The organism is Streptomyces sp. NPDC029466 (genome assembly GCF_055574515.1).
Window position 1 is genome coordinate 1 of the sequence record NZ_JBVHZH010000060.1, and the last position, 26,391, is coordinate 26,391.

20 protein-coding genes are annotated in these 26,391 nt (G+C 72.5%); 18 read left to right on the forward strand and 2 right to left on the reverse strand.

Features of this window, described 5'->3' with window-relative positions:
- The coding region (locus ACZ4XD_RS32980) for an NAD-binding protein (RefSeq protein ID WP_468048224.1) at positions 1 to 1,299 on the reverse strand (1,299 nt) is incomplete at its 3' end.
- A 784-nt stretch (positions 1,300 to 2,083) separates the two neighbouring features.
- On the opposite strand from ACZ4XD_RS32980, the gene ACZ4XD_RS32985 reads away from it, so the two are divergent.
- The 18 genes from ACZ4XD_RS32985 (at position 2,084) to ppk2 (ending at position 25,258) form a co-directional block, all read left to right on the forward strand.
- Positions 2,084 to 3,547 carry an amino acid permease gene (locus tag ACZ4XD_RS32985; RefSeq protein WP_468048227.1) on the forward strand — a complete coding sequence of 488 codons (1,464 nt, stop codon included), beginning with the start codon at positions 2,084 to 2,086 and terminating at the stop codon, positions 3,545 to 3,547.
- A 132-nt stretch (positions 3,548 to 3,679) separates the two neighbouring features.
- Positions 3,680 to 4,660, forward strand: coding sequence for a hypothetical protein (locus ACZ4XD_RS32990; protein ID WP_468048229.1), 981 nt, complete (start codon positions 3,680 to 3,682; stop codon positions 4,658 to 4,660).
- A 175-nt stretch (positions 4,661 to 4,835) separates the two neighbouring features.
- A complete protein-coding gene (locus tag ACZ4XD_RS32995) occupies positions 4,836 to 5,270 on the forward strand; it encodes a hypothetical protein (RefSeq protein WP_468048231.1) in 435 nt (144 codons plus the stop codon).
- Between the two features lie 102 nt (positions 5,271 to 5,372).
- On the forward strand, positions 5,373 to 5,621 hold the full coding sequence (locus ACZ4XD_RS33000) for a hypothetical protein (protein ID WP_468048233.1): 249 nt from the start codon (positions 5,373 to 5,375) through the stop codon (positions 5,619 to 5,621).
- Between the two features lie 135 nt (positions 5,622 to 5,756).
- Entirely contained in the window at positions 5,757 to 6,785 is a 1,029-nt protein-coding gene (locus ACZ4XD_RS33005; protein WP_468048235.1) for a zinc-dependent alcohol dehydrogenase family protein, read from the forward strand.
- 171 nt (positions 6,786 to 6,956) lie between these two features.
- Positions 6,957 to 8,621 (forward strand): FAD-binding oxidoreductase, encoded by a 1,665-nt coding sequence (locus ACZ4XD_RS33010; RefSeq protein ID WP_468048237.1) that lies wholly within the window; start codon positions 6,957 to 6,959, stop codon positions 8,619 to 8,621.
- A gap of 75 nt (positions 8,622 to 8,696) precedes the next feature.
- On the forward strand, positions 8,697 to 9,077 hold the full coding sequence (locus ACZ4XD_RS33015; RefSeq protein ID WP_468048240.1) for a CU044_2847 family protein: 381 nt from the start codon (positions 8,697 to 8,699) through the stop codon (positions 9,075 to 9,077).
- Positions 9,077 to 11,215, forward strand: coding sequence for a VMAP-C domain-containing protein (locus tag ACZ4XD_RS33020; protein ID WP_468048243.1), 2,139 nt, complete (start codon positions 9,077 to 9,079; stop codon positions 11,213 to 11,215). The genes ACZ4XD_RS33015 and ACZ4XD_RS33020 overlap by 1 nt, the downstream gene beginning before the upstream one ends.
- Complete coding sequence (locus ACZ4XD_RS33025; RefSeq protein WP_387235949.1) at positions 11,212 to 12,165, forward strand: AAA family ATPase; 954 nt, start codon at positions 11,212 to 11,214, stop codon at positions 12,163 to 12,165. Before ACZ4XD_RS33020 ends, ACZ4XD_RS33025 begins: the two co-directional genes overlap by 4 nt.
- A gap of 3 nt (positions 12,166 to 12,168) precedes the next feature.
- Positions 12,169 to 15,582 carry an SAV_2336 N-terminal domain-related protein gene (locus ACZ4XD_RS33030; protein WP_468048246.1) on the forward strand — a complete coding sequence of 1,138 codons (3,414 nt, stop codon included), beginning with the start codon at positions 12,169 to 12,171 and terminating at the stop codon, positions 15,580 to 15,582.
- 262 nt (positions 15,583 to 15,844) lie between these two features.
- On the forward strand, positions 15,845 to 18,247 hold the full coding sequence (locus ACZ4XD_RS33035; protein ID WP_468048296.1) for a SpoIIE family protein phosphatase: 2,403 nt from the start codon (positions 15,845 to 15,847) through the stop codon (positions 18,245 to 18,247).
- 1 nt (position 18,248) lies between these two features.
- Complete coding sequence (locus tag ACZ4XD_RS33040; protein WP_468048248.1) at positions 18,249 to 19,349, forward strand: substrate-binding domain-containing protein; 1,101 nt, start codon at positions 18,249 to 18,251, stop codon at positions 19,347 to 19,349.
- A gap of 11 nt (positions 19,350 to 19,360) precedes the next feature.
- Complete coding sequence (locus ACZ4XD_RS33045) at positions 19,361 to 20,170, forward strand: ATP-binding cassette domain-containing protein (RefSeq protein ID WP_468048251.1); 810 nt, start codon at positions 19,361 to 19,363, stop codon at positions 20,168 to 20,170.
- Entirely contained in the window at positions 20,167 to 21,435 is a 1,269-nt protein-coding gene (locus tag ACZ4XD_RS33050) for a sugar ABC transporter permease (protein ID WP_468048253.1), read from the forward strand. The genes ACZ4XD_RS33045 and ACZ4XD_RS33050 overlap by 4 nt, the downstream gene beginning before the upstream one ends.
- 165 nt (positions 21,436 to 21,600) lie before the next feature.
- Entirely contained in the window at positions 21,601 to 22,482 is an 882-nt protein-coding gene (locus ACZ4XD_RS33055) for a universal stress protein (RefSeq protein WP_468048255.1), read from the forward strand.
- Between the two features lie 187 nt (positions 22,483 to 22,669).
- Complete coding sequence (locus ACZ4XD_RS33060; RefSeq protein ID WP_406473389.1) at positions 22,670 to 22,969, forward strand: dsRBD fold-containing protein; 300 nt, start codon at positions 22,670 to 22,672, stop codon at positions 22,967 to 22,969.
- A 78-nt stretch (positions 22,970 to 23,047) separates the two neighbouring features.
- Positions 23,048 to 24,394 carry a nicotinate phosphoribosyltransferase gene (locus tag ACZ4XD_RS33065; RefSeq protein WP_468048258.1) on the forward strand — a complete coding sequence of 449 codons (1,347 nt, stop codon included), beginning with the start codon at positions 23,048 to 23,050 and terminating at the stop codon, positions 24,392 to 24,394.
- Positions 24,395 to 24,436: 42 nt separating this feature from the next.
- On the forward strand, positions 24,437 to 25,258 hold the full coding sequence (ppk2, locus tag ACZ4XD_RS33070) for a polyphosphate kinase 2 (protein ID WP_468048260.1): 822 nt from the start codon (positions 24,437 to 24,439) through the stop codon (positions 25,256 to 25,258).
- A gap of 20 nt (positions 25,259 to 25,278) precedes the next feature.
- Here the strand turns inward: ppk2 and ACZ4XD_RS33075 are convergent, their stop codons facing one another.
- Entirely contained in the window at positions 25,279 to 26,154 is an 876-nt protein-coding gene (locus ACZ4XD_RS33075; protein WP_468048262.1) for a universal stress protein, read from the reverse strand.
- Positions 26,155 to 26,391: the final 237 nt, after the last annotated feature.

The window sequence follows — 26,391 nt, forward strand, 5'->3', positions numbered from 1 at the left end:
ACATTCGCCTCGGGTGGGGACGGACCAACAGACAATCCGTCGCCCGGGCCCCCCAACGTACCCCCCTCCGTCCCCCCCCCCCCCCCCCCCCCCCCCCCCCCCGGCCCGTTCGGCGGTCAGCTGGGCGGTCACGAAGGCCGCGCTCGTCCTGATGATGTCGCGGGTCAGCCCGAGGGGGAGCAGCGCACGGGTCTCGGCGGTCGCCTCGTCCTCGCCGGCCCGCAGCACCACCCGGATGTCGGGTGCCACGCCGTGTGCGGCGACCGCCACGGCGATGTTGTCCAGCTCATGGGAGCCGACGGCGGCCAGCGCACGGGCCCGCCCCAGGCCCAGCCGCGCCAGCACCGCACGGTCCTCCCCGTGCGCCAGCACCACGGGTATCCCCATCGACCGCGCGAGGCGCAGGTTCGGGGCGGCGGGCTCACGCTCGACCCCGACAACCGGGACCCCCAGCTGCCGCAGGGTCTGGCACAGCCGCAGGCCGACCTGGCCCAGCCCCACCACGATGACGTGCCCGGCACGCGGCAGCACCCGCGGCCCGAGCACTCCGACCAGCCGTGGGCCGAACAGCCGGTCGACGATGCCCGCGGTCAGCAGCGCGGTGAATCCCACGGTCACCAGCATCGCCACGCCGGACACCACCTCGTACCCGGGATGGCCGGCGTGCGGCGCGGCCGGCCCCACGCCCGCCACCACCCGTGCGGCCTCCAGGAACGCGGTGCTGACCGGCTTGTGGAACGCGGCCACCAGCCAGATCCAGTCCAGTACCAAGACGGCCACGATGCCCAGCAGCCCGATGAGCAGCAGGCGGGCGTCCGCGTCATGGGGCTGAAGCTGCCCCCGCAGCCGTCCCAGCAGCGCTCGCCGCCGGGCGGCCGGGCTCGGCCGCCACGCCGTCTCCACCAGCCGGTCCTCCCGCGGGCGGACCGCGACCGCCCCCTGCCCGTCGTCCCACACGGCCAGCGCGTCGGGGTCGACGCACAGTCCGGCCAGCGTCGGCGCCAGGAGGTCGGCGGGCGAGACCGGCACACAGTCGGGCAGCAGCAGCCGGAGCTGCTGCGCCACGGTGCGGTCGAAGACGGTGACGACGATCCGGACGGAGTCGCAGACATGGCGTACGGCGAGGGCGTAGCGCAGCGCGGACAGATCGTCGCCCACCAGGACCGCGAGGGCGGCCGGCGGGGTGGCGAGGGCGCGGCGAAGGTCTTGGTCGTCCGGCGCGGCGAGGTGGTCGACCGGGTGCCCGCTCTCCCCCAGGGAGGCACAGACCCGACGCGCCAGCGTTGTTGCGCCGATCACCAGGATCCCGGCATCCCCTTCTGTCCGATTTGCCACCATTTCCGCGGTTTCATCTGCCAGTTGCACCCGGTGCGCCTGGTGCGCCTCCGGAGGTTCACCGCGCCGTTCACATGGCATTCCGTCCTCCGACGCGCGGCGGTCGCCCACCACTGGTGGTCTGGGTGCGGGCGCGGTCGCGGGAGCGGTCCGGGTCTGTCGGGCGGAGGGAAGGGTGGCCATGGAGTCCCCTTGCTCGTCGGCCGGCGGCGGGGCCGTTCACCAGGCCCCAGGGCCGAACTCACGCTAGAGCGCGGGTGGTCCGGGGCATCTGTTCCGTCGGCCAAGGCTTCGCCGACGGCGTTGTCCGTCCGCACCAGCCCCGTCCCGATGCCCGCCGGGACGGGCGTGGCACGTCGCCGGCGCCTCCGCATCTCCTCGTGCGCCCCGGACGCGAGCCCTCCGTTCCGGCCCTCCGCATTAGCCGAACGGACAGCCATCGGGGACGAATTTGTCCGGTCTCACAAATACGCCGCCGCGCACCGCCACATACGCTTACGCAAATCCCAATCCGGACGTGATGCGGCTCACCTCTCACGAGGAGGACGGGCATCAGCGTGGTGGCGCAAAGAAGCGCTCCCCCACCCGCGCAGGCATCCGAAGGCCACGGCCACTCACCGCGCCTTCGCACATCGTCAGGGCCACGATCGCCATCACCAGCACCCGGCCCTTTCGTGCGTCCAACCACCGAGGCGATCCCAGCAGTCACCACGTGCATGACCCCTCCAACCCTCAATGGATGTCGAAGATGACTACACCTCCCCCCAGCCCCGTGGCCGCTCCGCCCGCTCCGCCGGGGCACGGTCAGTCTCCGCAGCAGTCAGGTCTTCAGTCGGGCCTCAAGAACCGCCATCTGTCCATGATCGCCGTGGGTGGGGTCATCGGCGCCGGCCTCTTCGTGGGCTCCGCCTCCGGCATCGCCGCGGCCGGCCCCGGCATCCTGCTGTCGTACGCCCTGGTCGGCGCGCTGGTCGTGTTCGTGATGCGGATGCTCGGCGAGATGGCGGCCGCCAACCCGACCTCCGGCTCGTTCTCCGCCTACGCGGACCGGGCGCTCGGCCGCTGGGCCGGATTCTCGATCGGCTGGCTGTACTGGTTCTTCTGGGTCGTGGTGCTCGCCGTGGAGGCGACCGCCGGTGCCGCCATCCTCACCAGCTGGGTCCCGGCCGTCCCGCAGTGGGCCTGGGCGCTGATCGTGATGGTCGTGCTCACCGCCACCAACCTCGCCTCGGTCTCCTCGTTCGGTGAGTTCGAGTTCTGGTTCGCGGGCATCAAGGTCGTCGCCATCGCGGCCTTCATCGCCATCGGCGGTCTGGCGATCTTCGGTGTGCTGCCCGGCTCCGACAACGCGGCGACCGGCTTCGCCAACCTCACCTCCCATGGCGGCTTCCTGCCGAACGGCCCCAGCGCGATCCTCACCGGTGTGCTGATGGTCGTCTTCTCCTTCATGGGCAGCGAGATCGTCACCCTCGCCGCCGGTGAGTCCGAGGACCCGCAGCGCGCGGTCACCAAGGCCACCAAGAGCGTCATCTGGCGGGTCGGCATCTTCTACCTCGGCTCGATCCTGGTGGTCGTCTCCCTGCTGCCGTGGAACGACCCGTCGATCGCCAAGCACGGCTCGTACGTCGCGGCCCTCGACTCCATAGGCATCCCGCACGCCGGCCAGATCATGAACGTCATCGTGCTGACCGCGGTGCTCTCCTGCCTCAACTCCGGCCTCTACACCGCCTCCCGGATGGCCTTCTCGCTCGGCCAGCGCGGCGACGCCCCGAAGGCCTTCGCCCGGACGAACGCGCGGGGCGTCCCGCAGGCCGCGATCCTCGCCTCCGTCCTCTTCGGCTTCATCGCGGTCGGCTTCAACTACCTGTGGCCGACCACGGTCTTCCAGTTCCTGCTGAACTCGTCCGGCGCGGTCGCGCTGTTCGTCTGGCTGGTCATCTGCTTCTCGCAGTTGCGGATGCGCGGGATCATCCAGCGCGAGAACCCCGACAAGCTGATCGTCCGGATGTGGCTCTTCCCGTACCTGACCTGGGCGACGATCGCGATGATCTCGTTCGTGCTGGTCTACATGCTCACCGACGACAGTGAGGGCGGCGGCCGGATCCAGGTCGTGCTGTCCGTGCTGCTCGCCACCGTGGTCGTCGCGGTCTCCCTGGTCCGCGAGCGGCTCGGCCGCGGCGCCCCCGAGAAGGAGGCCGTCACCTCCCGCTGACCAAACGGTCTGCCATACGGGCAGGGGTATGCCTATGCATACCCCTGCCCGTAGTCTCGCCTGAGCGTCACTCTCAGCAGCACTGCTGATGATCTCCGTATACGACCCACCAACGGAAGGCTCCCCGAACACATGCCCGTCTTCAGACGCCGCAAAGGCAGCCTTCCCCGCCTGGTCCCCGAGCTCGACGACCGCACACTGGGACAGGTCCGGCGCCGCGTCGAGACGTGCTGGTCCCGCGGTTCGCTCGACACCGCCGTGATGGCCTCGATGGCGGACGTGATCAATGAGGCGGGCCAGGACTGGGACCGCAAGGCCCACCGGCTGGCGGTGCTCGCCCGGGCCTCGGGCCGGTCGCTGCCCGGCATCTGGCGCCAGCACAACCCGCAGGACCAGAACGCGCTGCTGCTGCACGCCTGGTCGGATCTGATGCAGGCGCGACAGGAGGGCTCCGGCGTCGATCTGTACGAGACCCGTGAGACCTGCCGGCTCGCAGCCGACATGCTCCCCGCCGACCCCACACCATGGATCCTGCACCTGGCCACGCTCCGCCTGGAGCAGCGTCCTTCCACGGAGCTGTCGGCGATCTGGCGCGAGATCAAGGCCCGCGATCCATGGAACCGCGAGGCGCATCTACAGGCGCTGGGGTATCTGTCGCCGGACGAATGCGGCTCCAGCGCACTGGTCCTGGATCTGCTCGACGGCGTCCGCGCCGCCATGCCGCCCGACGCCCCCGCCGCCGGGCTGGAGCTCACCGCGCTCATCAGCAGCCACCAGCGGGCGGTTCTCGGCGGCGGTCTGATGGCCCTCGGCGCCGGCGAGATCTGGCGGCGGCCCGACGCCGCCAAGGCCCTCGACCATGCGGCGCACTACTGGCCGGGCCCGGGGTTCCTGACCCACGCGGCGGCCCTGGCCGATCTCAACCTGCTGGCGTACGCCCTGATCAAGGCCGGCCGGACGACCGAGGCCGGGACCGTGCTGCGGGCCACCGGAGGCGTGGTGACCCCCTGGCCGTGGAGCATGGACGGGGACTCGCTGGAGCGGTTCTCGCACTACCACGGCCGCTATGCGACCGGCGAACCCGACAGCGGCGCCACGGGCCGACGGCGCTGACGGGCAGTACCGACCGGCAACCCACCACGCCCGTAGCGGACATGCGTACGAAGCGCGGTGCGCATGTTGCGGGCAGATAGCCGGAACGGGTGATTTTGTCGCCTCTTGCGGCGTATTTGGCGTGCCCCCGCACCTTCCAGGGGATCCCCTCCTGGAAGAGGGTTGGGAGATTCGCATGCGCAGCACCGTCAGCACCGGCCGCTCGGCGGCAACTGGCGGGCGCGTGCTGGTATTGCTCGCGTTACTGGCCCTGCTGCACGCCGCGCTCAGCACCGGCTGCCCCGAAGTCCTGATGACCGAGGCCGGCTGCCGGGTCCAGAGCGGCCCTCCGGCCGTGACCGTCCCGGCTGAGCGGCCCTGCCTTCCGGCAGGGCCGGTGCTGGCGTCCACCGAGGGCGGCGGGAAGCATCCGGGCAGCGGCGTCCGGCGTAAGTGCGACGCCTCGGCCTGCCATCTCCGCCATCAGATCCCCACCGGCGCCGGGGGCAAGGCGCTCGGGGACTCCCTCGTCGAGGAAACCATCAGCGTGCCGGAGAACGCCTCCACCACGGCTGTCGTCACCGCCGCCGCCCCCGCATCGCCGAAGCGCGTGGCCATCCTGCGCTGCTGAGCGGGCCCGGCCGCATCCGCCCACCCCTCCCCGCACCGGGGCCCGGGGCGACTGCGGCCTGCCGTCATCAGCTCTCGGGACCACCACGGCAGGAGATCCGGCATGCCCCTCGACGTCTTTGCCGCTCTTGGCGCGCTCGTCCGCGCCGAGGCCGCACGCACCCGAACGAAGCCCGCGAAGCCCGCGAAGCCCCCCACGGAACAGCCTCCGGCACAGCGCTCCAACAGCCCGGCACCCCCGCCGGCCGAACCGCCGGCCACCGCCGCCGCTCCCGCTCCCCCCGCTCCCCCCGCCAAAAAGCGGCATCCGCTCACCAGGCTGATGCAGAAGCTGACCACGTTCATCGGGTGACGCGGGCGCCCGGAGCCGGCAGCCCGGTTCCCGTGGGCGACACCGCGCGGCGCACCCGGCGGGGCGGCAGCAGGACCCTCCGGCCCCGGCGGCGCACCGTTTGTCCGACTCCCCGGCGGGCGCCATCCTGGAGTCATGGCCCCCGATTCAGGCCCGGACACCCTGTCCGGGTGGGCCGTCCGGCACCCTGGCCCGGTTGCCTCCGGGCCGCTGGCGTCGGTCCGCCGACCCGCTCCCGAGCCGGGCCCCGATGACCTGTTGCTCGAGGTGGAGGCCTGCGGTGTCTGCCGTACGGATCTGCACCTGGCGGAGGGCGACCTGCCCCCGCACCATCCGTCGACCGTTCCGGGCCATGAGATCGTCGGCCGGGTGACCGCCACCGGCGCGGCGGTGACCCGGTTCCGGGCCGGGGACCGGGTGGGCGGGGCCTGGCTGCGCGGTACCTGCGGAATCTGCCGCTACTGCCGTGCGGGCCACGAGAACCTCTGTCCGGCCTCCGTGTACACCGGCTGGGACGCCGACGGCGGCTTCGCCGAGGCCGCCGTCGTGCCCGCGGACTACGCCTACCCGCTCCCGGACACCGAGGACGCCACCCTGCTGGCGCCGTTGTTGTGCGCCGGAATCATCGGCTACCGCGCGCTGCGCCGCAGTGCGCTGCCCACCGGCGGCCGCCTCGGCATCTACGGGTTCGGGGCCTCGGCGCATCTGGCCGCGCAGGTCGCCCTGGCCGAAGGGGCCACCGTCCATGTACTCACCCGGTCCGCGCAGGCCCGTGAACTCGCCCTGGAACTGGGCGCGTCCTCGGCCGGCGCCGCCTACGACCGGCCGCCCGAACCGCTGGACTCGGCGATTCTCTTCGCGCCGGTCGGCGACTTGGTGCCGGTGGCGCTGGAGGCGCTGGACCGCTCCGGCACCCTCGCCGTGGCCGGGATCCACCTCAGCGACATCCCGCCGCTCACGTATCAGCGCCACCTCTTCTACGAGCGGAATCTGTGCAGCGTGACCTCCAATACCCGGGAGGACGGCCGGGAGTTCCTGGCGGCCGCGGCGCGGATCGGCATCCAGGTCACCGTCAGCCGCTACCCGTTGAGCCGCGCCCCGGAGGCGCTCGCGGACCTGGCCGCTGACCGGGTCCACGGGGCCGCCGTGCTGACGCCCTGCTGACCGGAGGCGAGGCGGCACCACGCACCGCGCACATACGGCGAGCGTCAACCCCGATCCATGAGGTGACGCCTTTCGAGTACTCGCAACGCCCCCAATCGTCACGGATAGTAGTCACCGGTTACGCAATGCTGTCAGTTCACATGTTCCGAGTGTGCGGACGAGGGGAGCCACATGGCCGTCGAGCAGGTCCAGGCCGGAGTCGAGTGCGGGATCGAGGTGGGCCGGGGCGACGCCCGCTACGAGGCCCTGCGGAGAGGGTTCAACCAGCGCTTCATCGCGACACCTGACTATGTGTCGGTGGTCAGCTCGACAGCTGAGGTCGTCGCCGCGGTCAACAAGTATCTGGCGAGCCACCGTTCCGACGAGGATCTCCACCGGCGGCTCACGGTCCGCTCGGGCGGCCACTGCTACGAGAACTTCGTCTGCGGGAACGACGTGGGCGTGATCGTCGATCTGGGGCAGCTGGACCGGGCCTACCTGGACCAGGAGATGGGCGCGTACTGCGTGGAGTCGGGGGCCAACAATTGGCGTGTCGCCACGCATCTCTACGCCCCGTTCGGGGTGGCCCTGCCCGGCGGCTCCTGTTACTCCGTGGCCGCCGGCGGCCATGTGGTCGGCGGGGGCTACGGGCTGCTGTCCCGCCGGCACGGGCTGACCGTCGACTATCTCTACGCGGTGGAGGTCGTCGTGGTCCGCGACGGGCAGCATGCGGAGGTCGTGATCGCGCGCCGCGACTCGCCCGAACCGGAGCTGCGGGAGCTGTGGTGGGCCCACACCGGCGGGGGCGGCGGGAACTTCGGTGTGGTCACCCGGTATTGGTTCAAGGGCCTGCCCGAGCCGCCCTCCCAGGTCCTGCTGCACGCCGTGGCATGGCCGTGGGAGGAACTGCTGGAGTATCCGGAGCGCTTGAAGTCGCTGGTGCGCAACTACGGGCTGTTCTTCGAGTACGAGAACACCACCCGGCTCCCGGCGTCCCTCCGCGGCGACTACAGCGATATGTTCACCCTGCTGAAGCTGAACCAGCGCGCCAACGGCAAGATCGGTCTGATCACCCAGCTCGATGCCACCAGGCCGGACAGCGTGCAGCGGCTGAACGCCTTCCTCGACTGGATCACCCAGGATCTGGGCGTCGAACCCACCCCCATGGACCGGCGGATGGGTGAGCACGCCCCTATGAGCGGCCTGGTGGTGCCGACCCGGCTGCCGTGGCTCACCGCCACGCAGACGCTCAACGGCTCCGGCGACAACCAGTGCGGCAAGTACAAGTCGGCGTACATGCGGCGTGGTTTCACCGAAGCGCAACTCGACGCCATCTACGACCACTTGTCGACCGAGGGCTACGACAACCCCCAGGCCCTGCTCCAGGTCGATTCGTACGGCGGCGCGATCAACCTCCCCGACAGCGGTGCCACCGCGGTCTACCAACGCAGTTCCGTACTCAAGCTGCAGTACCAGACGTACTGGAGCTGGGATCAGGACGCCAACCACGACGGTGTCACCGACTATCTCGACGCCGAGATCGACCCCGCGATCGCCGCGCCGCATCTGCGCTGGATCCGTGAGTTCTACCGCGACGTCTACCGGGACACCGGCGGGGTGCCGATCCTGGCGCCGACCGGCGGCCCGGCGGGCGGGCAGCCGGAGCCGGTGACCGACGGGTGCTACATCAACTATCCGGACACCGACCTCGACGACCCCGAGTGGAACCGTTCCGGCGAGTCCTCGCACCGCCTGTACTACGGCGACAACTATGCGCGCCTCCAGGCGGTCAAAAAGCACTGGGACCCACGCAATGTGTTCCGTCACGCCCAGTCCATCCAGCCGTACACCCGCTGACCGCGCCACGGCGGTCCGCGGGGATGTTCCGTCCGTTCCGCTGCCGTGAGCACGGCTGATCGGCACAATGGAGGTGTGCCCCAACTCTCAGAACTCAGCCTTGCCGACGGGACGTCGGTCCGCCTGGAGCTGGCCCCGGCGGCCGTGGCCGCACCCCCGGCGCAGTCCCCCGAGGCCGACCTGCCGGACGGCATGGGCCCGACCGTACCCGTGGCCCGTGGCGGTGCGGCGGCCGGAGCCGGTGCCGTCGCGGCGATGCGCACGACACTGCGTCCGCTCGGGCCCCTGCTCCAGGAGATCCACGATGCGGTCACCGCGTCCGAACGACCGCCGCACGAGATGTCGGTGCAGTTCGGGGTGCAGGTCGGCCAGGACCTCAAGCTCGGGATCGTCGGGGCCAACGGCCATGCGAGTCTGACGATCACGGCGACCTGGCAGCCGCAGCGGGCGGAGTAATGGGCTGGTTCCGCGCCGTATCGGGCACCGACGATCCGGCGGATCCCCGGTTCCGGGTGGCGTCGGTGCTGGATGCCGGGGACGGCAAAGCGGCGGGCGCGGCCGTGGTGCTGACGCCACATCACCTGCTCACCTGCGCCCATGTGGTCAATGACGCGCTCGGCAAGGAGCTCTTCGACGACAGCCGGCCGGAGGGGGTCACGCTGCGGGTGCAGACCCACGGTCCGTCCGGTGCACAGCTGCACGAGGCGCAGACCGTCCACTGGATCCCGCCGCGGCGGCTCGACGGCGGCGACGGGCCGCCGGGCCGCGGCGAGCTGGAGTGGGCGGGTGATCTGGCGGTCCTCAGGGTCGGCGCCGCGTTGTGCTGCCCGGCTCCGCCGGAGTTCCGGCAGATGCGTGTGGGCCAGTCCGTGCGTGCCTGGCACGGCAGCGCGCTGAGCGGCTCGTACGCCGATGCCCGGGTGAAGACCTGTGACAGCCGGGTCGGCTACCTGGACGGCGCACTGTCCGGTATGGCGATCGGGCCCGCCTACAGCGGCGGCCCCCTGTGGTCGGAGGCCGAGGGCGCCGTCGTGGGACTCGTCGCCGCCTGCATGCTGCCGCCCGTCGATCAGGTCTACGACTCCCGGCATGTCACCCGCCGCAGTTGGGGCATCCCGTGGCAGCGGATCGAGGCGGAGCTGCGGGCGGCCGGCGCCGGGTCCCTGCTCGACCGGCCGGTGTGCGACGACGATCCCGCGCAGGCCGTGCTGGCCGATCTGCTGGCGAATGTGCTGCCCGCGCCGATGTTCCGGGCCGACTACGCCAGGGCGGTCGCCGAACGCTGCGGTCTCGGGCACCCCACGGACGGGTCCGCCCCGTCTCCGGAGGAGTTCGCCCGGATCCTGGTGACCGAGGAGCGGGCGCTGGCCGCGCTGACGGAAGCGCTGCGCTCCAGGGACCCGGGAGCCGTGACCGCGTTGATCGCGGCGGGGAAGCTGTCCGCGGTGCCCCGGCTGCTGTCGCCGCGGGAGCACGACCGGCTGCTGGCCCTGCTGACCGGACTGCCGGACGAGCTCGTGGATCTGCTGCCCGAGGCCGTGCGGGCCGCGCTGCCGCTGGTCGCCGAACTCCCCTGTGACGCCGGGTTTCCCGAGCTGCTCGGGAGGCTGGAGCAGCTCTCCGGCGACAGCCGTTCCGGGCCGGGCGAACTGCGGGTGCCCGGCCTGCTGCGGGTGGTCGAATATGTGGCGGTGCTGTGTCCCGCCCCGGAGCGGGCCCGGCTGCGGCTGTGGGCCGACGGTGTCGCCGCCCGGCTCGGCCTCCCCGCTTCCGCGCTGCGGGAACGCCGTGCGGACGCGGACGAATGGGCCCTCGGGCGGCGCCGGCGCACCCGGCCACCGAGGCTGCTGGTGCATCTGGTCAAGGCCGGTGCGGACGCCTTCCATCTGCGCCTGTGGAGCGATGACGGTATGGGCCCGCACCGGGCGCCGACCGAGACCGGCCGCCGGTACAGCGCGGCCGAGACCGCCGGGGCGGTGCTGGCGCTCCTGGAACGGCTCTGCCGGTCCGCTCCCGAGGGCGTGCGGCCGGTCGTCGAGGTCCTCCTCGACCGTGACTGCCTCGAACTGCCCGTGGACGAGTGGGAGTTCGCCGATGCGGACGGGCTGATCCCGGGGGTGCTGGGCGCGGAGTACGCCCTGGTGGTGCACTGCCCGGAACTCCTGCGCCGCAACGAGCGTTTCCTCGCCGACTGGCGCCACCGCTGGGACCATCTGGAATCCTCCGGCCCGCTTCGCATCACCGGTCCGTCCACCGGCGTGCGCGAGGTGTACGGCAAGCTGCTCGACCGGCGCGATGCCGCCCGGGTATCGGTCGAGGTGTCCGCACGGGCCCGGATGGAGATCATCCAGGTGTGTCTGGCCATGGGCGTTCCCGTCGTGCTGTGGGACCGCGGTCCGGCACACGAGGTCTCGCACGCCGTCCAGCAGGTGTCGGACGCCCCGGCCCGTGCGCTGCCCGAGCAGGTCCGTTCCTACCGCGCCAAGACCCTGCACCGGCCCGCCGACCACCCGGGCAGGCCCGTGCTCGCCTGGGCCGACCCCGACCGCGCCCTGCCCGAACTCCAGCTTTCCGAACCCACGGAGCTCATATGAACGCCGAACCGGCCGCCGACTGGCGGCTGTTCCAGGGAGACGGCACCCAGCGCCGGGTCACCCTGCCGCAGGCCCCGCCCTGGCGCAGGTTCGGCGGCTCGCGGCGCGGCGCCCCCGGGCCGCTGCCGTATCTGATCGCTCCCGAGCACGCCGACGTGGTCAACGCCGCGCTGCATCTGCGCCGGCCGCTCCTGGTCACCGGGCCGGCCGGCACCGGCAAGTCCTCGCTCGCCCGGGCGGTCGCCCATGAGCTCGACCTCGGGGAGGTGCTGCGCTGGCCGGTGAACAGCCGGGCCAACGTCCAGGACGCCCTGTACCGCTACGACGCCATCGGGCGGCTGCGGGAGACCACCCTCAGCCGGGACCGCGGCGAGGCCGAGCCCTCCATCGGCAGCTTCGTCCGCCTCGGCCCGCTGGGCACGGCGCTGGTGCCGGGCCCGCGGCCGCGGGTGCTGCTCGTCGACGAGCTCGACAAGGGGGACGTCGATCTGCCCAACGACCTGCTGACCGTGTTCGAGGAGGGCGTCTTCGAGATCCCGGAGCTGGCCAGGCTGCCCGAGGCGCAGTCGGTGATCCAGGTGCTGGCGGCCGACTCCCAGGACCCGGTCACGGTGGAGCGGGGCAAGGTGCTGTGCACCGAATTCCCGGTCGTGGTGATCACGAGCAACGGCGAGCGGGACTTCCCGCCGGCGTTCCTGCGCCGCTGTATCCGGCTGGATCTGCCCACTCCCGACGAGGAGCGGCTGCGGGCCATCGTGGCGGCCCACCTCGGCGACGGCGCGCTGGACGGCGTCGAGGACCTGCTCCGGTCGTTCCTCCAGCGCCGCGGTCCGGGCGAACTCGCCACCGACCAGCTGCTCAACGCCGTCTTCCTGCGCGCCGGCGGCGTCGATCTGGACGCCGACGGGCTGCTGGACGCCGTGCTCCACCAACTCGGCGGGACCGTCTGAGCGATGACAGGGGGATCGGACCGGCTCCGGGAGGTGCTCGCGGTCTTCGCGGGGGCCGGTGTCGAGCTGGACCGGCACTCCCTGCTCGATGCGCTCTGGCTGGCCGGCCGGCTGCCGACCGGCCCGCAATCGGCGCCGCTCGCCCGGGCGTTGGGTCCCGGCCACCGGTCGGTGGCCGGCGAGCCGTGCCCGGAGCCACCGCCACCGCCCCCGCCGGAGGACGCTGCCCTGGCGGAAGCGGAACCCCCTGACGTCCTGCCGCTGGACGACCTCGGCGGCGATCTGCACGCCGCGCCGGAGACCGGCACGGTGCCGCGGCCGCCCCGGCGGGAGTTCCCGCTACCGCCGAAGACGAGCGCGGCGATCCCGCTGCGGGTCCCGGAGAACAAGGCGCTCCTCGGCGAGCTGGGCATCGGCCGCGCCCTGCGCCCGCTGCGGCAGCGCCGGACCACCACCCGCATCCAGGAGTTCGACGAGGCGGCGACGGCGGCCGCGCTGGCCGAGAGCGGGCTGCCCGATGTCGTGCTGCGTCCCGGGCAGGAGCGCTGGCTCGACCTGGCGCTCGTGGTGGACGACGGCATGTCGATGCTGCTGTGGCGGCGGCTCGCCGTCGAGTGGCGGACGATGATGCAGCGGGTCGGCGCGTTCCGCATGGTCCATGTGCACGGGCTGGACACCCGCGGGCCCGATGCCCCGCTGCTGCGCGGCCGGCCGTTCGATCCGGACGCCACCTCGCTGCCGCCGGCCGTGCTGGCCGACCCGTCGGGCCAGACGTTGATCCTGCTGCTGAGCGACGGCATGGGGGCCGCCTGGCGGGACGGCCGGATGCACCGGGTGCTGGGGCGCTGGGCGGCGAACGGGCCGGTGGCGGTGCTGCATGCGCTGCCGCCGCGGCTGTGGGGCGGCTCCGGCATCCAGGCCGGCAGCTGGCGGGTGACGACGCGCCGGCGCGGTGCCGCCGGGGCCTCGTGGAGCGTCAGCGACCCGGTCCTGCCTGCCGATCTCGCGCCGTTCCACGGGCTGCCGGTGCCGGTGCTGGAGACCTCAGCGGGCCCCGTCTCGGCCTGGTCCCGGCTGCTCGCCTCGACCGGCGGCACGGTCCAGCTCCCGCTGCTGCACGCCCCGGCGGGGCGCGCCGTCGTCCCGTCCGGCGACGGCACGGACTCCGTACGGCACTTCCGCGCGGCGGCCTCGCCCGAGGCGTACCGGCTCGCCGCGCATATCGCGGCGGTGGCGCCCGCTTCCGTGCCGGTGATGCGGCTGGTGCAGTCCGCGGTGCCGTGGTCCGCTGACACCGCCCATCTGGCCGAGGTGTTCCTGGGCGGGCTGATGCACCCCGTCGAGGCGCCGGTGGCCGGTCCGCTGCGGGACCAGCACCGGATCTTCGACTTCCCCGAGGCGGCCAAGTCGGCGCTCCTGGACGCGGTGTCCACGCCCGAACTCCTGCGTACCGGACGGCACATCGGCCGCCGTCTGGAGCAACTGGCCGGGCGCTCCCCCGACTTCCCCGCCTGGCTCGCGCATCCGGACGGGATGGATCACCTCCCGGCCGGCTCGCGCGCCTTCTCCTCCGTGGAGCGCCGGCTGATGGCCCGGCTCGGCGCGTCCGTGCAGGTGGCGCCGCCGGACGACGACACCGAGCCCGCGGGCCCCGACGGCTGGCGCCCCCTCACCTCGCGCGATCCGCGCCGGCTGGGCCCGTACACCCTGCACGGCCGGCAGCCCGGCGCGCGTTCGCTCGTGTACCTGGGCCGCGACCGGCACGGCAAGGAGGCCGCGGTCCGGGTGATCAGGCCGGGCGCGCCGGACGAGGCGGCGGCGATGCTCGCCACCGAGGCGGAGGCGCTGGGGCGGATGGCCGGCCAGTATGCGCCGCTGCTGCTGGCGACCGGCCCGCGCGATGAGCCGCCGTGGCTGGCCATGCAGCTCTACCGTCCGTCCGGGCAGGACCAGGGCGGGCCGCCGCCGCAGCTCAGCAGCCTGCTGCGGGCCGCCACCGGCTCCCAGCTGCGCCGCGACACCCTGCTGTCCATCGCGTACGGATGGCATCTGGCGAGCGCCGTCAACCTGTGCCACCTCAAGGGGCTGGTGCTGCCCGAACTGACACCGCAGAGCGTGCATGTCGTCGGGCGCTCCCTGATGCTGACCGGGCTGGGCCGGTGCGGCATCGACGGGGAGTTCCGGGCCCGCGGGGCGGAAGCCGTTCCCACGATGGCGGACAACGTCGAGTCCCTGGGCCACATCCTGCGCCGGCTCGGGGACAAGCACCATGTCCCGGTGTCCGCGGAGAGCGGGGACATGGCGCTGTGGCAGGGCGACACCTGGCGGCCGTTGCGCGAGATCGTCACGGCGTGTCTGTCCGAGGACCCGGGCCGGCGCCCGACCGCCGGTGAGGTCGCCGAGGCGTTCGCCCGTTACGTACCGATGGCGACGGAGCTGCGGACGGGCGGTGGCGAGGCCGGTGGCACGGACGGCACCCGGAGCGCCGCGCACTACTCGTTCCGTCCGGGGCCGCAGATCCCGCTCGACGACGGCTCCGCGGCGCCCGACGAGGCATCGGCCGGACCGTCCCGGGGCGGCGCTCCGGCGCCCCGGCTGGGACGGCGGCGGATGGGGCCGGAACAGCAGCGGAAGCTGGAAGTGATCCGTGCCCGGCTGCGGTTCAGTTACCGGACGACCGTCGTCGGCGTCGACGGCGAGGTCGGCCGGAGCACCGTCACGGTCGCCCTGGGCTCGCTGCTGGCCGCGGCGCGCGGCGGGCGGGTGATCGCGCTCGACGCCGGCCACGCGGTCGGTGAGCTGGCCGCCCGGCTGAACCGCGGCGGCACCGCCGGTCTGCGGCACAATCTGCTCCGTACGCTGCCCGCGGTCGACAGCTACGAGGACGTGCTGCGCCACACCCTGGACGGCCCGTCAGGGCTGCGTGCGCTCACCCACGGCCTGGGCCGCACCACGCCGGTTCCGGTGTACGAGGAGGAGTACCGCCGGCTGATGGAGCTGCTGAGCCGGCACTTCTCCGTCGTCCTCGCGGACTGGGCGCATCTGCGGACGGAGAGCGTCACCGACACCGCGCTGTCGATGACGCACCGTCTGGTCGTCGTGGCCCGGATGACCGAGCGCGGCATGGGGCAGACCCAGGCGCTGCTGACCCGGCTCGCGCAGCGGGGTTATCCGGAGCTGGCGGAGCGTGCCGTCCTGGCGGTCACCGGCCTTCCCGGGCCGGACCGGCCGGCCCGGCGGGACGACTTCGCCGAGCAGTTCCGCGGCCATCCGGGCGGGATGGTCTTCATCCCGTTCGACTATCGCCTCGACAGCCAGCGGGACATCGATCTCGCCCGGCTGCGGTCCCGTACGCAGGACGCGTTCCTCGACCTCGCCGTGCTGCTGGCGGAGGACTTCCCCGATCACACACCGTGACCACCGCGCCGACTAGCTCCCGGCTCCCTGCGTGCCGCACCATGGAGGGAAGACGGTAATTCACGACATATCCGATGAGGCGGTGGCGGGGTGGACGCCCTGGCCCCCGAGGGCGGATACGGCGACCGTGGCTTATGACGACGGCTTCCGGCGTACGGAGGCGGTGCAGGCAGTGACCGCACGAGTCCTTGGGTCTACCGGGGCTGAGCTGACCGCCGTCTATGTGCCGGCCGAAGGGGACGGCGTTCTTCAGCTGGCCGAGATGGTCGGAGGCTCCGGCGTCCCCTATGGGTTGCCGACGAGCTATCCGCTGTCCGGCAACTCTCCGGTGGCCGCGGCCTTCCGCAGCGGCGACGCCCTGTGGCTGAGCCCGGCGGAGCTCGCGGAGTACGACCTCAGCGGTGCCCCGGACAGCCCCGGTGCGGACGCCTGGGACGGTGCCGGGAAGCCGCCGGCCGATGTCTCATTGTGTGTGCTGCCCCTGGGCGGGACCGTCCGGCGGCTGGGGTGCCTGGTGGTGATGGACAAGGCCACCGACGCCTTCGACGCGGACCGCCGCCAGCTCCTGGAACTGCACGCCGACCAGGTGGCCGCGGGGCTGGAGGCCGTCGCGGCCCGGGTCATGGCGCGGACGGAGCGGCGCTCGCTGCTGGGCCCGGGGCTGGACACCCTCCGGGGCGGCGCCTTCACGCTGGTCCTGCGCACCGGGCGGATGGATGCCGACGCCCAGGTGCTGGAGCTGTTCGGTATCGGCCCGGAGGAGTTCGACCGGCGGGTGGAGACGCTGCTGGAGCGCACCGTGCCGGACGATGTGCCGGCTTTGATGTCGATCGTGGAGCCGGGCGGGCTGCCCGCGTCCGGCCAGCAGCTGTCGATCCGTATTCGCCGGCCCAACGGCGAGCTGCACTGGCTGAGCCTGCGCTGCCGGGTGCTGCTCGACGCCGACGGCACCCCGGCACGGATGCTGGGCGTGGTCGCCGACGCCTCGTATCTGCGGCCCACCGCCGACGAGGTCTCCATCGTGCAGCGGCTGTCGGCCGCGCTGGCCGGTGCCACCACGATCCGGGACGTCAGCCGGGTGGTGGTCGCCGCGCTGCGGGCTCCGCTGGCGGCCGAGCGGGTGGCGGTGGCCGAGCTGGAGGCCGACCGGATCGTGGTATCCGTGCTGGACCCGCCGGAGCCCGCGGCCTGGCCCGACGCATGGCGGTCCGAATGGCGGTCCGAGTGGCCCGATGCGGCCTGTCACTCGATGCCCACGCTGGAGAGCGTGCTGCGTGCCGGGCATGTCGCCCTGTGGCCGCCGGGGGCGGCCCTCGAAGCCGATCTGGCGGGCATCGGGCCCGGTGGGCTGGCCGTGCTGCCGCTGCCGGCCGAGGGCCGGATCGTCGGGGTGTGCCTGATCGGGTGGGACGAGGAGCACCACTTCGGGCCGGAGGAACGGTCCTTGCTGACCGCGTCCGCGGGCCTGGTGGGGCAGGCCCTGGTGCGCGCCCATGCGCTCGACGCCGGGCACGAGCTCGCCACGATGCTCCAGCGGAGTCTGCTGCCCCGCAAGCTGCCGTCGCTGCCCGGCGGGGTGGCCGTCGCCCGCTATCTGCCCGCCACGATGGGGCTCGAAGTGGGCGGCGACTGGTACGACGTCATTCCGCTCTCCAACGGCCATGTCGCGCTCGTCATCGGCGATGTGGAGGGGCACAGCGCCGGCGCCGCCACGATCATGGGGCAGATGCGCACGGCCATCAGGGCCTACGCGGTGGAGGGCCACCCGCCCGATGTGGTGATCGCCCATGCCAACCGGCTGCTCCTCGGCATGGAGACCGATCTGTTCGCGACCTGCTGCTATGTGGACCTGGACATGGAGGAGGGCATCGCCTGGTTCGTCCGGGCCGGGCATCTGCCGCCGCTGCTGCGGCTCCCCGACGGCAGCACCGAGGAACTGCCGGTCGAGGGCGGCCCTCCGCTGGGGGTGGCCGAGGACGGGGAGTTCCCGCTGACCGAGGTGGGCCTGGCTCCCGGCACCGTGCTCGCCCTGCTCACGGACGGCCTGGCCGAGTCGGCCACCCTCCCGCTGGAGGACGGCATCCGCCGGGTGCGTGCGGCGCTGGCCGCGGCCGATCCGGCCGATGCCGGTCAGCTCGCCGATGCGCTGCTCGGGGGCGCGAAGCGGCGCGACGACGATGTGGCCCTGCTGGTGCTGCGCTACGACGGGATGCGGGTGCGCCCGACCCGGGCCCGCTGGACGGTGTGGCGGCTCCCGGATGCCGTCATGCACGCCCGGCGCTTCACCGGGCGCACCCTGCGGTCCTGGGGCGTGACGGAGGAGCAGGACGTGGCCCTGTTGGTGGTCTCCGAGCTGGTCACCAATGCCATCGCACACACCCAGGGCGAGGTGCGGCTGGATCTGACGCTGGCCGCGGACCGGCTGCGGATCGGGGTGAACGATGCTTCGCCGCGTGCCCCCGTCAAGCCGACGAGTGTGGACTGGGAGTCGACCGGTGGCCGCGGGCTGCTGCTCGTCGAGGCGATGTCGGCGTCCTGGGGCTCGGTGCCGCTGAGCGGCGGCAAGCAGGTATGGAGCGAGATCACCGTGGAGCCGGGCGAGCGGCTCGGCACGGAGACGCCGGCCGCCGCGGACGGCCGGCGGAACGGTGAGGAGGTGCGCTGAGGTGCGTGCTCGTCTGCGTGGTGCCGCTGCCGTCCTGGTCGGGGTGTGTCTGGTGGCCGGTCCGGTGGCCTGCGGGGAGGCCGGCGGGACCCGGGAGCCGACCGGGCCGGCCTCCGGCGGCGCCCCGAAGATCGGGGTGCTGCTCCCCGACAACACCTCCCGCCTCTACCACTTCGACAAGCCCCTGATCGAGCGGAAGATCCATCGGCTGTGCCCCAAGTGCACGGTGGAGACCGTCAGCGCGCAGCACGATGTGGCCACTCAGCAGCAGCAGATGGACGCGATGATCACCAAGCGGGTGCAGGTGCTGATCCTGGACGCCGTCGACTCCAAGTCGCTCCGTTCGTCGGTCGAGAGCGCGCGGCGGGCCGGGATTCCGGTGGTCGCCTATGACCGCCTCGTCGAGGGGCCGGTGTCCGCGTATGTCTCCTTCAACGGCGCGACGGTCGGCCGGCTTCAGGGCGAGGCGCTGCTCAAGGCGCTCGGCCCCAAGGCGCGCGACGCCCAGATCGTCATGATGAACGGCGCGGGGACGGACCCCAACTCCGCCTGGTTCAAGCAGGGTGCGCTCGCCGCGCTCAAGGGCAAGGTGAAGATCGGCAAGGCTTATGAGACCGGCGACTGGCGGCCGGAGAACGCGAACCGCAATATGGCCGCCGCCATTTCGTCCCTCGGCGCGGACCACATCGACGGCGTCTACTCCGCCAATGACGGCCTGGCCGCGGGCATCATCGCCGCCCTTCAGGCCGCCAAGGTCACTCCGCTGCCGCCGATCACCGGCCAGGACGCCGAACTCGCCGCCATTCAACGCCTCGTCAAGGGCGATCAGATCATGACCGTCTACAAGCCGTTCGCGCCCGAGGCCGGCACCGCCGCCGCCATGGCCGTCGCGCTGGGACGCGGCGAGAAGCTCAAAGGCATCACCACGCACACGGTCAACAGCCCCACCCACCGCGGCATCCCGGCCGTGCTGCTCACCCCGGTCTCCGTGAACGTGCACAACATCAGGAACACCGTGGTCAAGGACGGCATGTACACGATCGATCAGATCTGCACCCCGAAATTCGAGTCCGCCTGCAAGAAGGCGGGGCTCCTCAGGTAAGGCAGGCATTCATGGAGTCCGGCGCAACCCTCCGGCGGCCGAGGCAGGCACCGCCCCTGCTGGCGCTGCACGGCATCTTCAAGCGGTACGGCGCCGTACAGGCCCTGGCCGATGTCGATCTGGAGGTCCGCGCCGGTCAGGTCGTCGCTCTCGTGGGCGACAACGGCGCCGGCAAGTCCACCCTGATCAAGGTGATCGCCGGGGTCGACCCCGCCGACGGGGGCGTGATCGAGTGGGACGGCCGGCCCGCCCCGATCACCCGCCCGCACGACGCCCAGGACCTGGGAATCGCCACCGTCTACCAGGACCTCGCGCTGTGCGACAACCTCGACGTGGTCGGCAATCTCTTCCTCGGCCGCGAGATCCACCGGGCCGGTGTCCTCGACGAGGTGGAGATGGAGCGGGTGACCCTCGACCTGCTGGACAAGCTGGCCATCCGGATGCCCGACGTCCGCCTCCCGGTCGCCTCGCTCTCCGGCGGCCAGCGCCAGACCGTCGCGATCTCCCGCTCACTGCTCGGCGAACCCCGGCTCGTCCTCCTCGACGAGCCCACCGCTTCCCTGGGCATCGAACAGACCGCCCAGGTCCTCGACCTCGTCGACCAGCTCCGTGAGCGCGGGCTCGGGGTGCTTCTCATCAGCCACAACATGGGGGATATCAAGGCCGTCGCGGACTGGATCGCCGTCCTGCGGCTCGGCCGGAACAACGGGTTCTTCGATGTGACGACCACCTCCCACGAACAGATCATCTCCTCGATCACCGGCGCCACGGACAACGCCGTGACCCGCCGCAAGGCGCCGGAGTGGGACGCGGAGCCATGAGCCGGACCTGGGCGCTCCGGAAGCACAAGACGGCCGGCACCGCGGTCACCGCCGCCGACCGCCGCCGGCTCACGCCCGAGTTCGGCGCCCAGAACCCCCTGGTGATCCTCAAGCGCAGATTCCACAGTGGTGAACTCGGCTCGGTCCCGGTCGCCCTCGGGCTGCTCGTGGTGTGGATCATCTTCGAGAGCCTCAACGAGAACTTCCTCTCGCCGCGCAACCTGTCCAATCTGAGCGTGGACATCGTCGGCACCGGGATGATCTCGGTGGGCGTCGTCTTCGTGCTGCTGCTGGGCGAGATCGATCTCTCGGTCGGCTCGGTGAGCGGCCTGGCGGCGGCCGCGTTCGCGGTGCTGAACGTGAGCCACGGGGTGCCGGAGGGGCTCGCGCTGCTGATCGCGGTGCTCGGCGGCACGGCGATCGGAGCCGTGCAGGGCTTCTTCCTCGCCAAGGTCGGGGTGCCCGCGTTCGTGGTCACCCTCGCGGGCCTGCTGGGCTGGAACGGTCTGATGCTCTACATCCTGGGCGCCAACGGCACCATCAACCTGGACGACAAGGGCCTGCTGGCGATGCTGACCGGCTACTACTTCCACAATGTGGCCGCCGCCTACGGCCTGGCGGCGCTGGGCACCGCCGGGTACTTCCTCGCTTCGTACCACGATGCGCGGCGGCGCCGGGCGGCCGGTGTGCCCGCCCGGTCGCTGAACGAGATCCTGCTGCGCACGGGCGTGCTGGCGGCGATCGCGATGGCCTCGGCGTTCGTCCTCAACCAGTTCCTGGGGCTCCCCCTGGCCCTGTTGATCTTCGTTGTCGTGCTGGTCGGCCTCGACTGCGTGCTGCGCCGTACGCGCTACGGACGCATGATCTTCGCGCTCGGCGGCAGCGTCGAGGCGTCCCGCCGCACCGGCCTCAATGTGGACCTGGTCCGCATCTCGGTCTTCATGATGTCCGGCACGATGGCGGCGGTCGGCGGTCTCTTCCTGGCCTCGCGCGTGACCTCGGCCAGCCAGACCTCGGGGGCGGGCCTGCTGCTGATGGACGTCATCGCCGCGGCGGTCATCGGTGGCACCAGTCTGTTCGGCGGACGGGGCCGGACCTGGTCGGCCCTGCTCGGTGTGCTGGTGATCCAGTCGATCGCCTCCGGCGTGGCCCTGATGGGCATCCAGACGGCCGTGCAGTTCATGATCACGGGCGGCGTGCTGCTGATCGCCGTGGTCATCGACTCGCTGTCGCGGCGGGCTCAACGGGCGCACGGGCGGGTCTGACGGGGCGCCGCGACGACGGGAGTTCGGGCCGCGATCCGGCACAGCGGACGGGCGGACCTCCGGCGGCGGGATGGGGGCCGAGTGGCTCATGCCCGAGCGGACGAGGCCGAGCACCCTTGAGGTGGGGGCACGAAAGCGCCGAGCGCGCCAGGAACGGAGCGAGCCATGAAGGATGTCATCACCGCCGGTGTGGACGGTACGCCCGAGTCCCTGTCCGCGATCCGGTGGGCGGCCGAGGAAGCCCGGCTGCGTCATGCGCGGCTGCGGCTGCTGCACGCCTGGGTGCTGCTCGCGCCGGAGCCCAGGTCCCACCCCGAGGCCGGACAGGACCAGAACTACTGGACCCACCGGATGATGGACGAGGCCGCCGCGACGGCCCGCGCACGCTTCCCGGACCTTCCGGTGGACGAGGTGCTGGTGGCCAAGGACCCGCTGGACGCCCTGCACGAAGCCGCGGAACAGTCGGATCTGCTGGTGCTCGGCTCCCGGGATCTGGGCCCGATAGCGCGCTATGCGCTCGGTGAGCTCGGGCTGCAACTGGTGGCGCACACCGACTCCCCCACCGTCCTGGTACGCGCCCGGCAGGACTCCACGGCGAACGAGGGAGCCGGCGAGGTGATGGTGGCGCTGAGCCTCCATGAGCCGTGCGAGGCGCTCCTCGCCTTCGCCTTCGCCGGCGCCGCACGACGGGGCGTCACCCTGCGCGCCATCCATGGCCGGCACCTCCCCTCGTACGCCTACAACCGCGGGGGCGGTGTGGAGCCGATCGCCGCCGAGCAGGCGGCGCAGGACGCGCGGGAGGATCTGGCCGCCGCCCTGGAGACCTGGCGCGAGAAGTTCCCGGACGTGCGGGTGGACGACCGGGTGGTGATGGAGAGTCCGGCGCCGGCGCTGCTGCACAGTGCCGCGGACGCGGGGCTGCTCGTCGTCGGCCGCCGGCACCGGGACCGGCACCACCACCGGTTGCCGGGGCCCAAGATCGGGCATGTCGTGCAGGCGGTCGTCCACCACGCTCCGTGTCCGGTGGCCGTGGTGCCCCACGAATGACCGCACGGCAGCGGCCGCCACGGTCCGTGACGGCCCGGGGGCCGTGCCAGGACGCGCCGCGGCAGAAGGCGGATGATGACGGTAAGGGCTCATCCAGCGGGTTCAGCCGCCGGCGGCCCGGCGGCCCCGGTCGGATGTGCGGGTCCGTCGTCCGGCGGCAGCCCCGGCAAGGAAGCGGAGGCAATCCATGGCAAAGACAGTCGAGTGGCCCGTCCGTCTGTACCTCGTCGAGGAGGACGGGACGACCAAGGCGCGCGTGGAGCTCCGTACCGGAACCACCACCCTCACCGGGCACGGCACGGCCCGGTGCAGCCCCGAGGACCGGGATGTACCGGAGATCGGCGACGAGATCGCGGCCGGGCGTGCGGTGAGGGACCTCGCCGGGCAGCTGCTGCGGGTGGCCGACAGCGACCTCGAAGGTGTCGGTGCCGCACCGCCGCGGCGTGAGCGCCGGGTCGCCTACGGCTGGACGGACGCCATGGCGTGAGCCCGGTGCCCCGGGCCACGACGGCGTGCCGCGGCACCGGGTGGGCGGTGGCCTCGCCGTCCGTGGAAGGAGTCGGCCATGTCGGATGCGACGACCACCGATCTGTACGAAGTCACCATGGCCCTCTCGTATCTCCACGAGGGCATGACGCAACCGGCGACCTTCAGCTGCTTTGTCCGGGCGCTGCCGCCGGAGCGGGGCTTCCTGATCGCCGCGGGGGCCGAAACGGTCCTCGATTTCCTGGCCAATTTCACGGTCGGGCACGACGATGTCGAGGTGTTCGCCGAGGCGTTGCAGCGGCCCTCGCGCGACCTGGCCCCGCTCCTGGGCATGCGGTTCACCGGCGAGGTCCGGGCGGTGCCGGAGGGGCGGGTGGTGCTGGCGGGTGAGCCGCTGCTGGAGATCACCGCGCCGCTGCCGCAGGCGCAGCTGGTGGAGTCCTTCGTGCTCAACCACCTCACCCATCAGACGGCCATCGCCTCCAAGTGCATCCGCTGTGTGCTCGCCGCGCGGGGCCGCTCCGTGGTCGACTTCTCGCTGCGGCGCACCCACGGCACCGCCGCCGCCCGCCAGGTGGCCCGGCTCGGCGCCATGACCGGTTTCGCGGGCACCAGCAATGTGGCGGCCGCGCACGCCGAGGATCTGCCGGCCGTCGGCACGATGGCGCACTCGTACATCGAGGCGTTCGAGGACGAGGAGGCGGCGTTCACCGTGTTCGCGCTCTGCCACCCCGGGCCTGTGACCTTTCTGGTGGACACCTACGACACCGAGTCGGGTGTCGCGGCGGCGGCCCGGGTGCTCAACGGGCTGGGCCGCGGGGACGGTTCGGCCATCCGGCTGGACAGCGGTGACCTGGCGGAACTGGCCGTACGGGCCCGCTCGATCCTGGACAACGCGGGGCTGCCGCAGGTGCGGATCATCGCCAGCGGCGGACTGGACGAGTGCGCCGTGCACGACCTGGTGCGGGCAGGCGCGCCGATCGATGTCTACGCCGTGGGCACGCGCGTCGGGGTGAGCGCCGACGCGCCCTCCCTTGACTCGGCGTACAAGCTCGTGGCCTACGACGACCGGCCCGTGATGAAGCTGTCGTCGGCGAAGATGACCGCCCCGGGGCGCAAGCAGGTCTTCCGCCGGCCCGGGTGCCACGATGTGATCGGCTTGGCCGACGAGCCGCTCCCGGCGGGCAGTACACCGCTGCTGGAGACGCTGATGCGCGGCGGTGTGCGCAGCACCCCGCGTGGCCGGCTGCCGGACGCCCGGCAGCGGGTCGTGGCGGATGTCGCGGAGCTGCCCGCGACGGCCCGGTACATCCGGTCGCCGCACCCGGTGCGGCCGCGGATGTCGAAGCGGCTCTCCGCCCTGACCGACCGGGTCCGGCGGCGGATCGAGCGCGAGGTCCTGGCCCCGTTCGGCTCGCACTCCTGAGACCGGGAGGCCCGCCGGGGCTTTTCTCCGTACCGTCGTCCTATGGCGGAGAAACAGGGCGGCAACGGCCCCGGGAAGCTGCCGCGGGCGCTGTACGAGCGGGAGCTGTACCGGCTCCAGACGGAGCTGGTCAAGCTCCAGGAGTGGGTGCGGACCGAGGGCGCCCGGCTGGTGGTGGTCTTCGAGGGGCGCGACGCGGCCGGCAAGGGAAGCACGATCAAGCGCGTCACCGAGTACCTCAACCCGCGGGTGGCGCGGATCGTGGCACTGCCCCGGCCCACCGAGCGCGAGCGCACCCAGTGGTACTTCCAGCGCTATACGGAGCACCTTCCCGCGGCGGGCGAGATGGTGCTGTTCGACCGCAGCTGGTACAACCGGGCCGGGGTCGAGCGGGTCATGGGATTCTGCACGCCGGCCGAGCACCAGCGGTTTCTGCGGCAGTGCCCGGTCTTCGAGCGGATGCTGGTGGAGGACGGGATCCTGCTGCGCAAATACTGGTTCTCGGTGAGTGACGAGGTGCAGGAGCAGCGGTTCCGGCGCCGGCTCAAGGACCCGACGCGGCGCTGGAAGCTCTCCCCCATGGACCTTGAGTCGCTGACCCGCTGGGAGGAGTACTCGCGGGCGAAGGACGACATGTTCGTCCACACGGATATCGCGGAGTCACCGTGGTTCGTCGTCGAGAGCGATGACAAGCGCCGGGCCCGGCTGAACATGATCGCCCATCTGCTGTCGACGGTGCCCTACCGCGACATCACCCCGCCGTCGCTGGAACTCCCGCCGCGGCCGGCCGCCACCGGCTATCAGCGGCCGCCCCGGGACCTGCAGACCTACGTTCCCGATCACGCGGCCGGGCTGGAGCCGTGACGACGGGGCCGCGGCCCCCTTCAGCCCTGCTGCGGCACCACGGCCACCGGGCAGGTGGCGTGGCAGAGCGCGGTGTGCGCCACCCGCCCGAGCTGGAGGCCGAAGTGGCCCTGGCGGTGCTGTGCTCCGGTCACCAGCAGATCCGCGGCGGCCGTACGGTGCACCAGGACCTTGTGGGCCGGCCCCTCGACGGTGACCCGCCGTACCCGCACCGCCGGAAACGCCCTGGCCACCTCGTCCAGCGCCTCGTCCAGCAGCGCGGAGGCCTGCTGCTCGTGGTAGCGCCGGGCGTCCGCGGCGAGCAGCGGGGCCTCGGTCGTGTCACGTACCGGGAGGGGCCAGGCGCAGACCGCCTCCAGCGTGCACTGGCGGGCCGCCGCCTCGTGGAAGGCGAAGCGGACGGCCGCCGTCTCCCCGGCCGGGTGGGCGACGCCGAGGAGGATACGGCCGTGTGTGCCCGCCAGTCCGGCCACGTCACCCCGCACCACGATGACGGGGCAGCGGGCACGGGCCGACACCGCCAGGCTGACCGAGCCCATCAGCAGCCCGGCGATCTCGCCACGCCCCCGGGAGCCCAGGACCAGCGCCGTCGCATGGAGCCCCTCGTTCAGCAGGGCGGTGACCGCGTCGGTGGCGAGCACCTCGCCCGAGACCTTGAGGTCCGGCTGCCGGCGGCGGGCGAGGTCCGTGGCGGAGGCGACGACGGACTCCGCGAGTACCTGCTCGCTGGGCCGTTCCCCGCCGTCCGGCGGTACCTCGCCCTCGAAACGCTCCCATCGGGAGGCGTAGACGACCCGCAGCGGAAGGCCGTGGCGCGCCGCTTCGTCCGCCGCCCAGTCGAGCGCCCGGAAGGCGGAATCCGATCCATCGGCCCCCACGACCAGCGGATGCTCCATCGCCCCCACCTCCTTCCTCGCATCGGCGCGGAGATGTCCCTACTGCCACCGTCGCACCGGGTCCGGGGTGCGTGCAGGTCCGGACGGACACCGGGCGGCAGCGGCCCGGTCCTGCGTGGGGGGGGGGGGGGGGCGCGCCCCCCCACCCCCCCCCCCCCTGGGACCCCTGCTCCCATGGGGATCCACCCACCAACGCGTGGGGGGACCTCCCACGGAGGACAAGGTGGGCGACCCCAG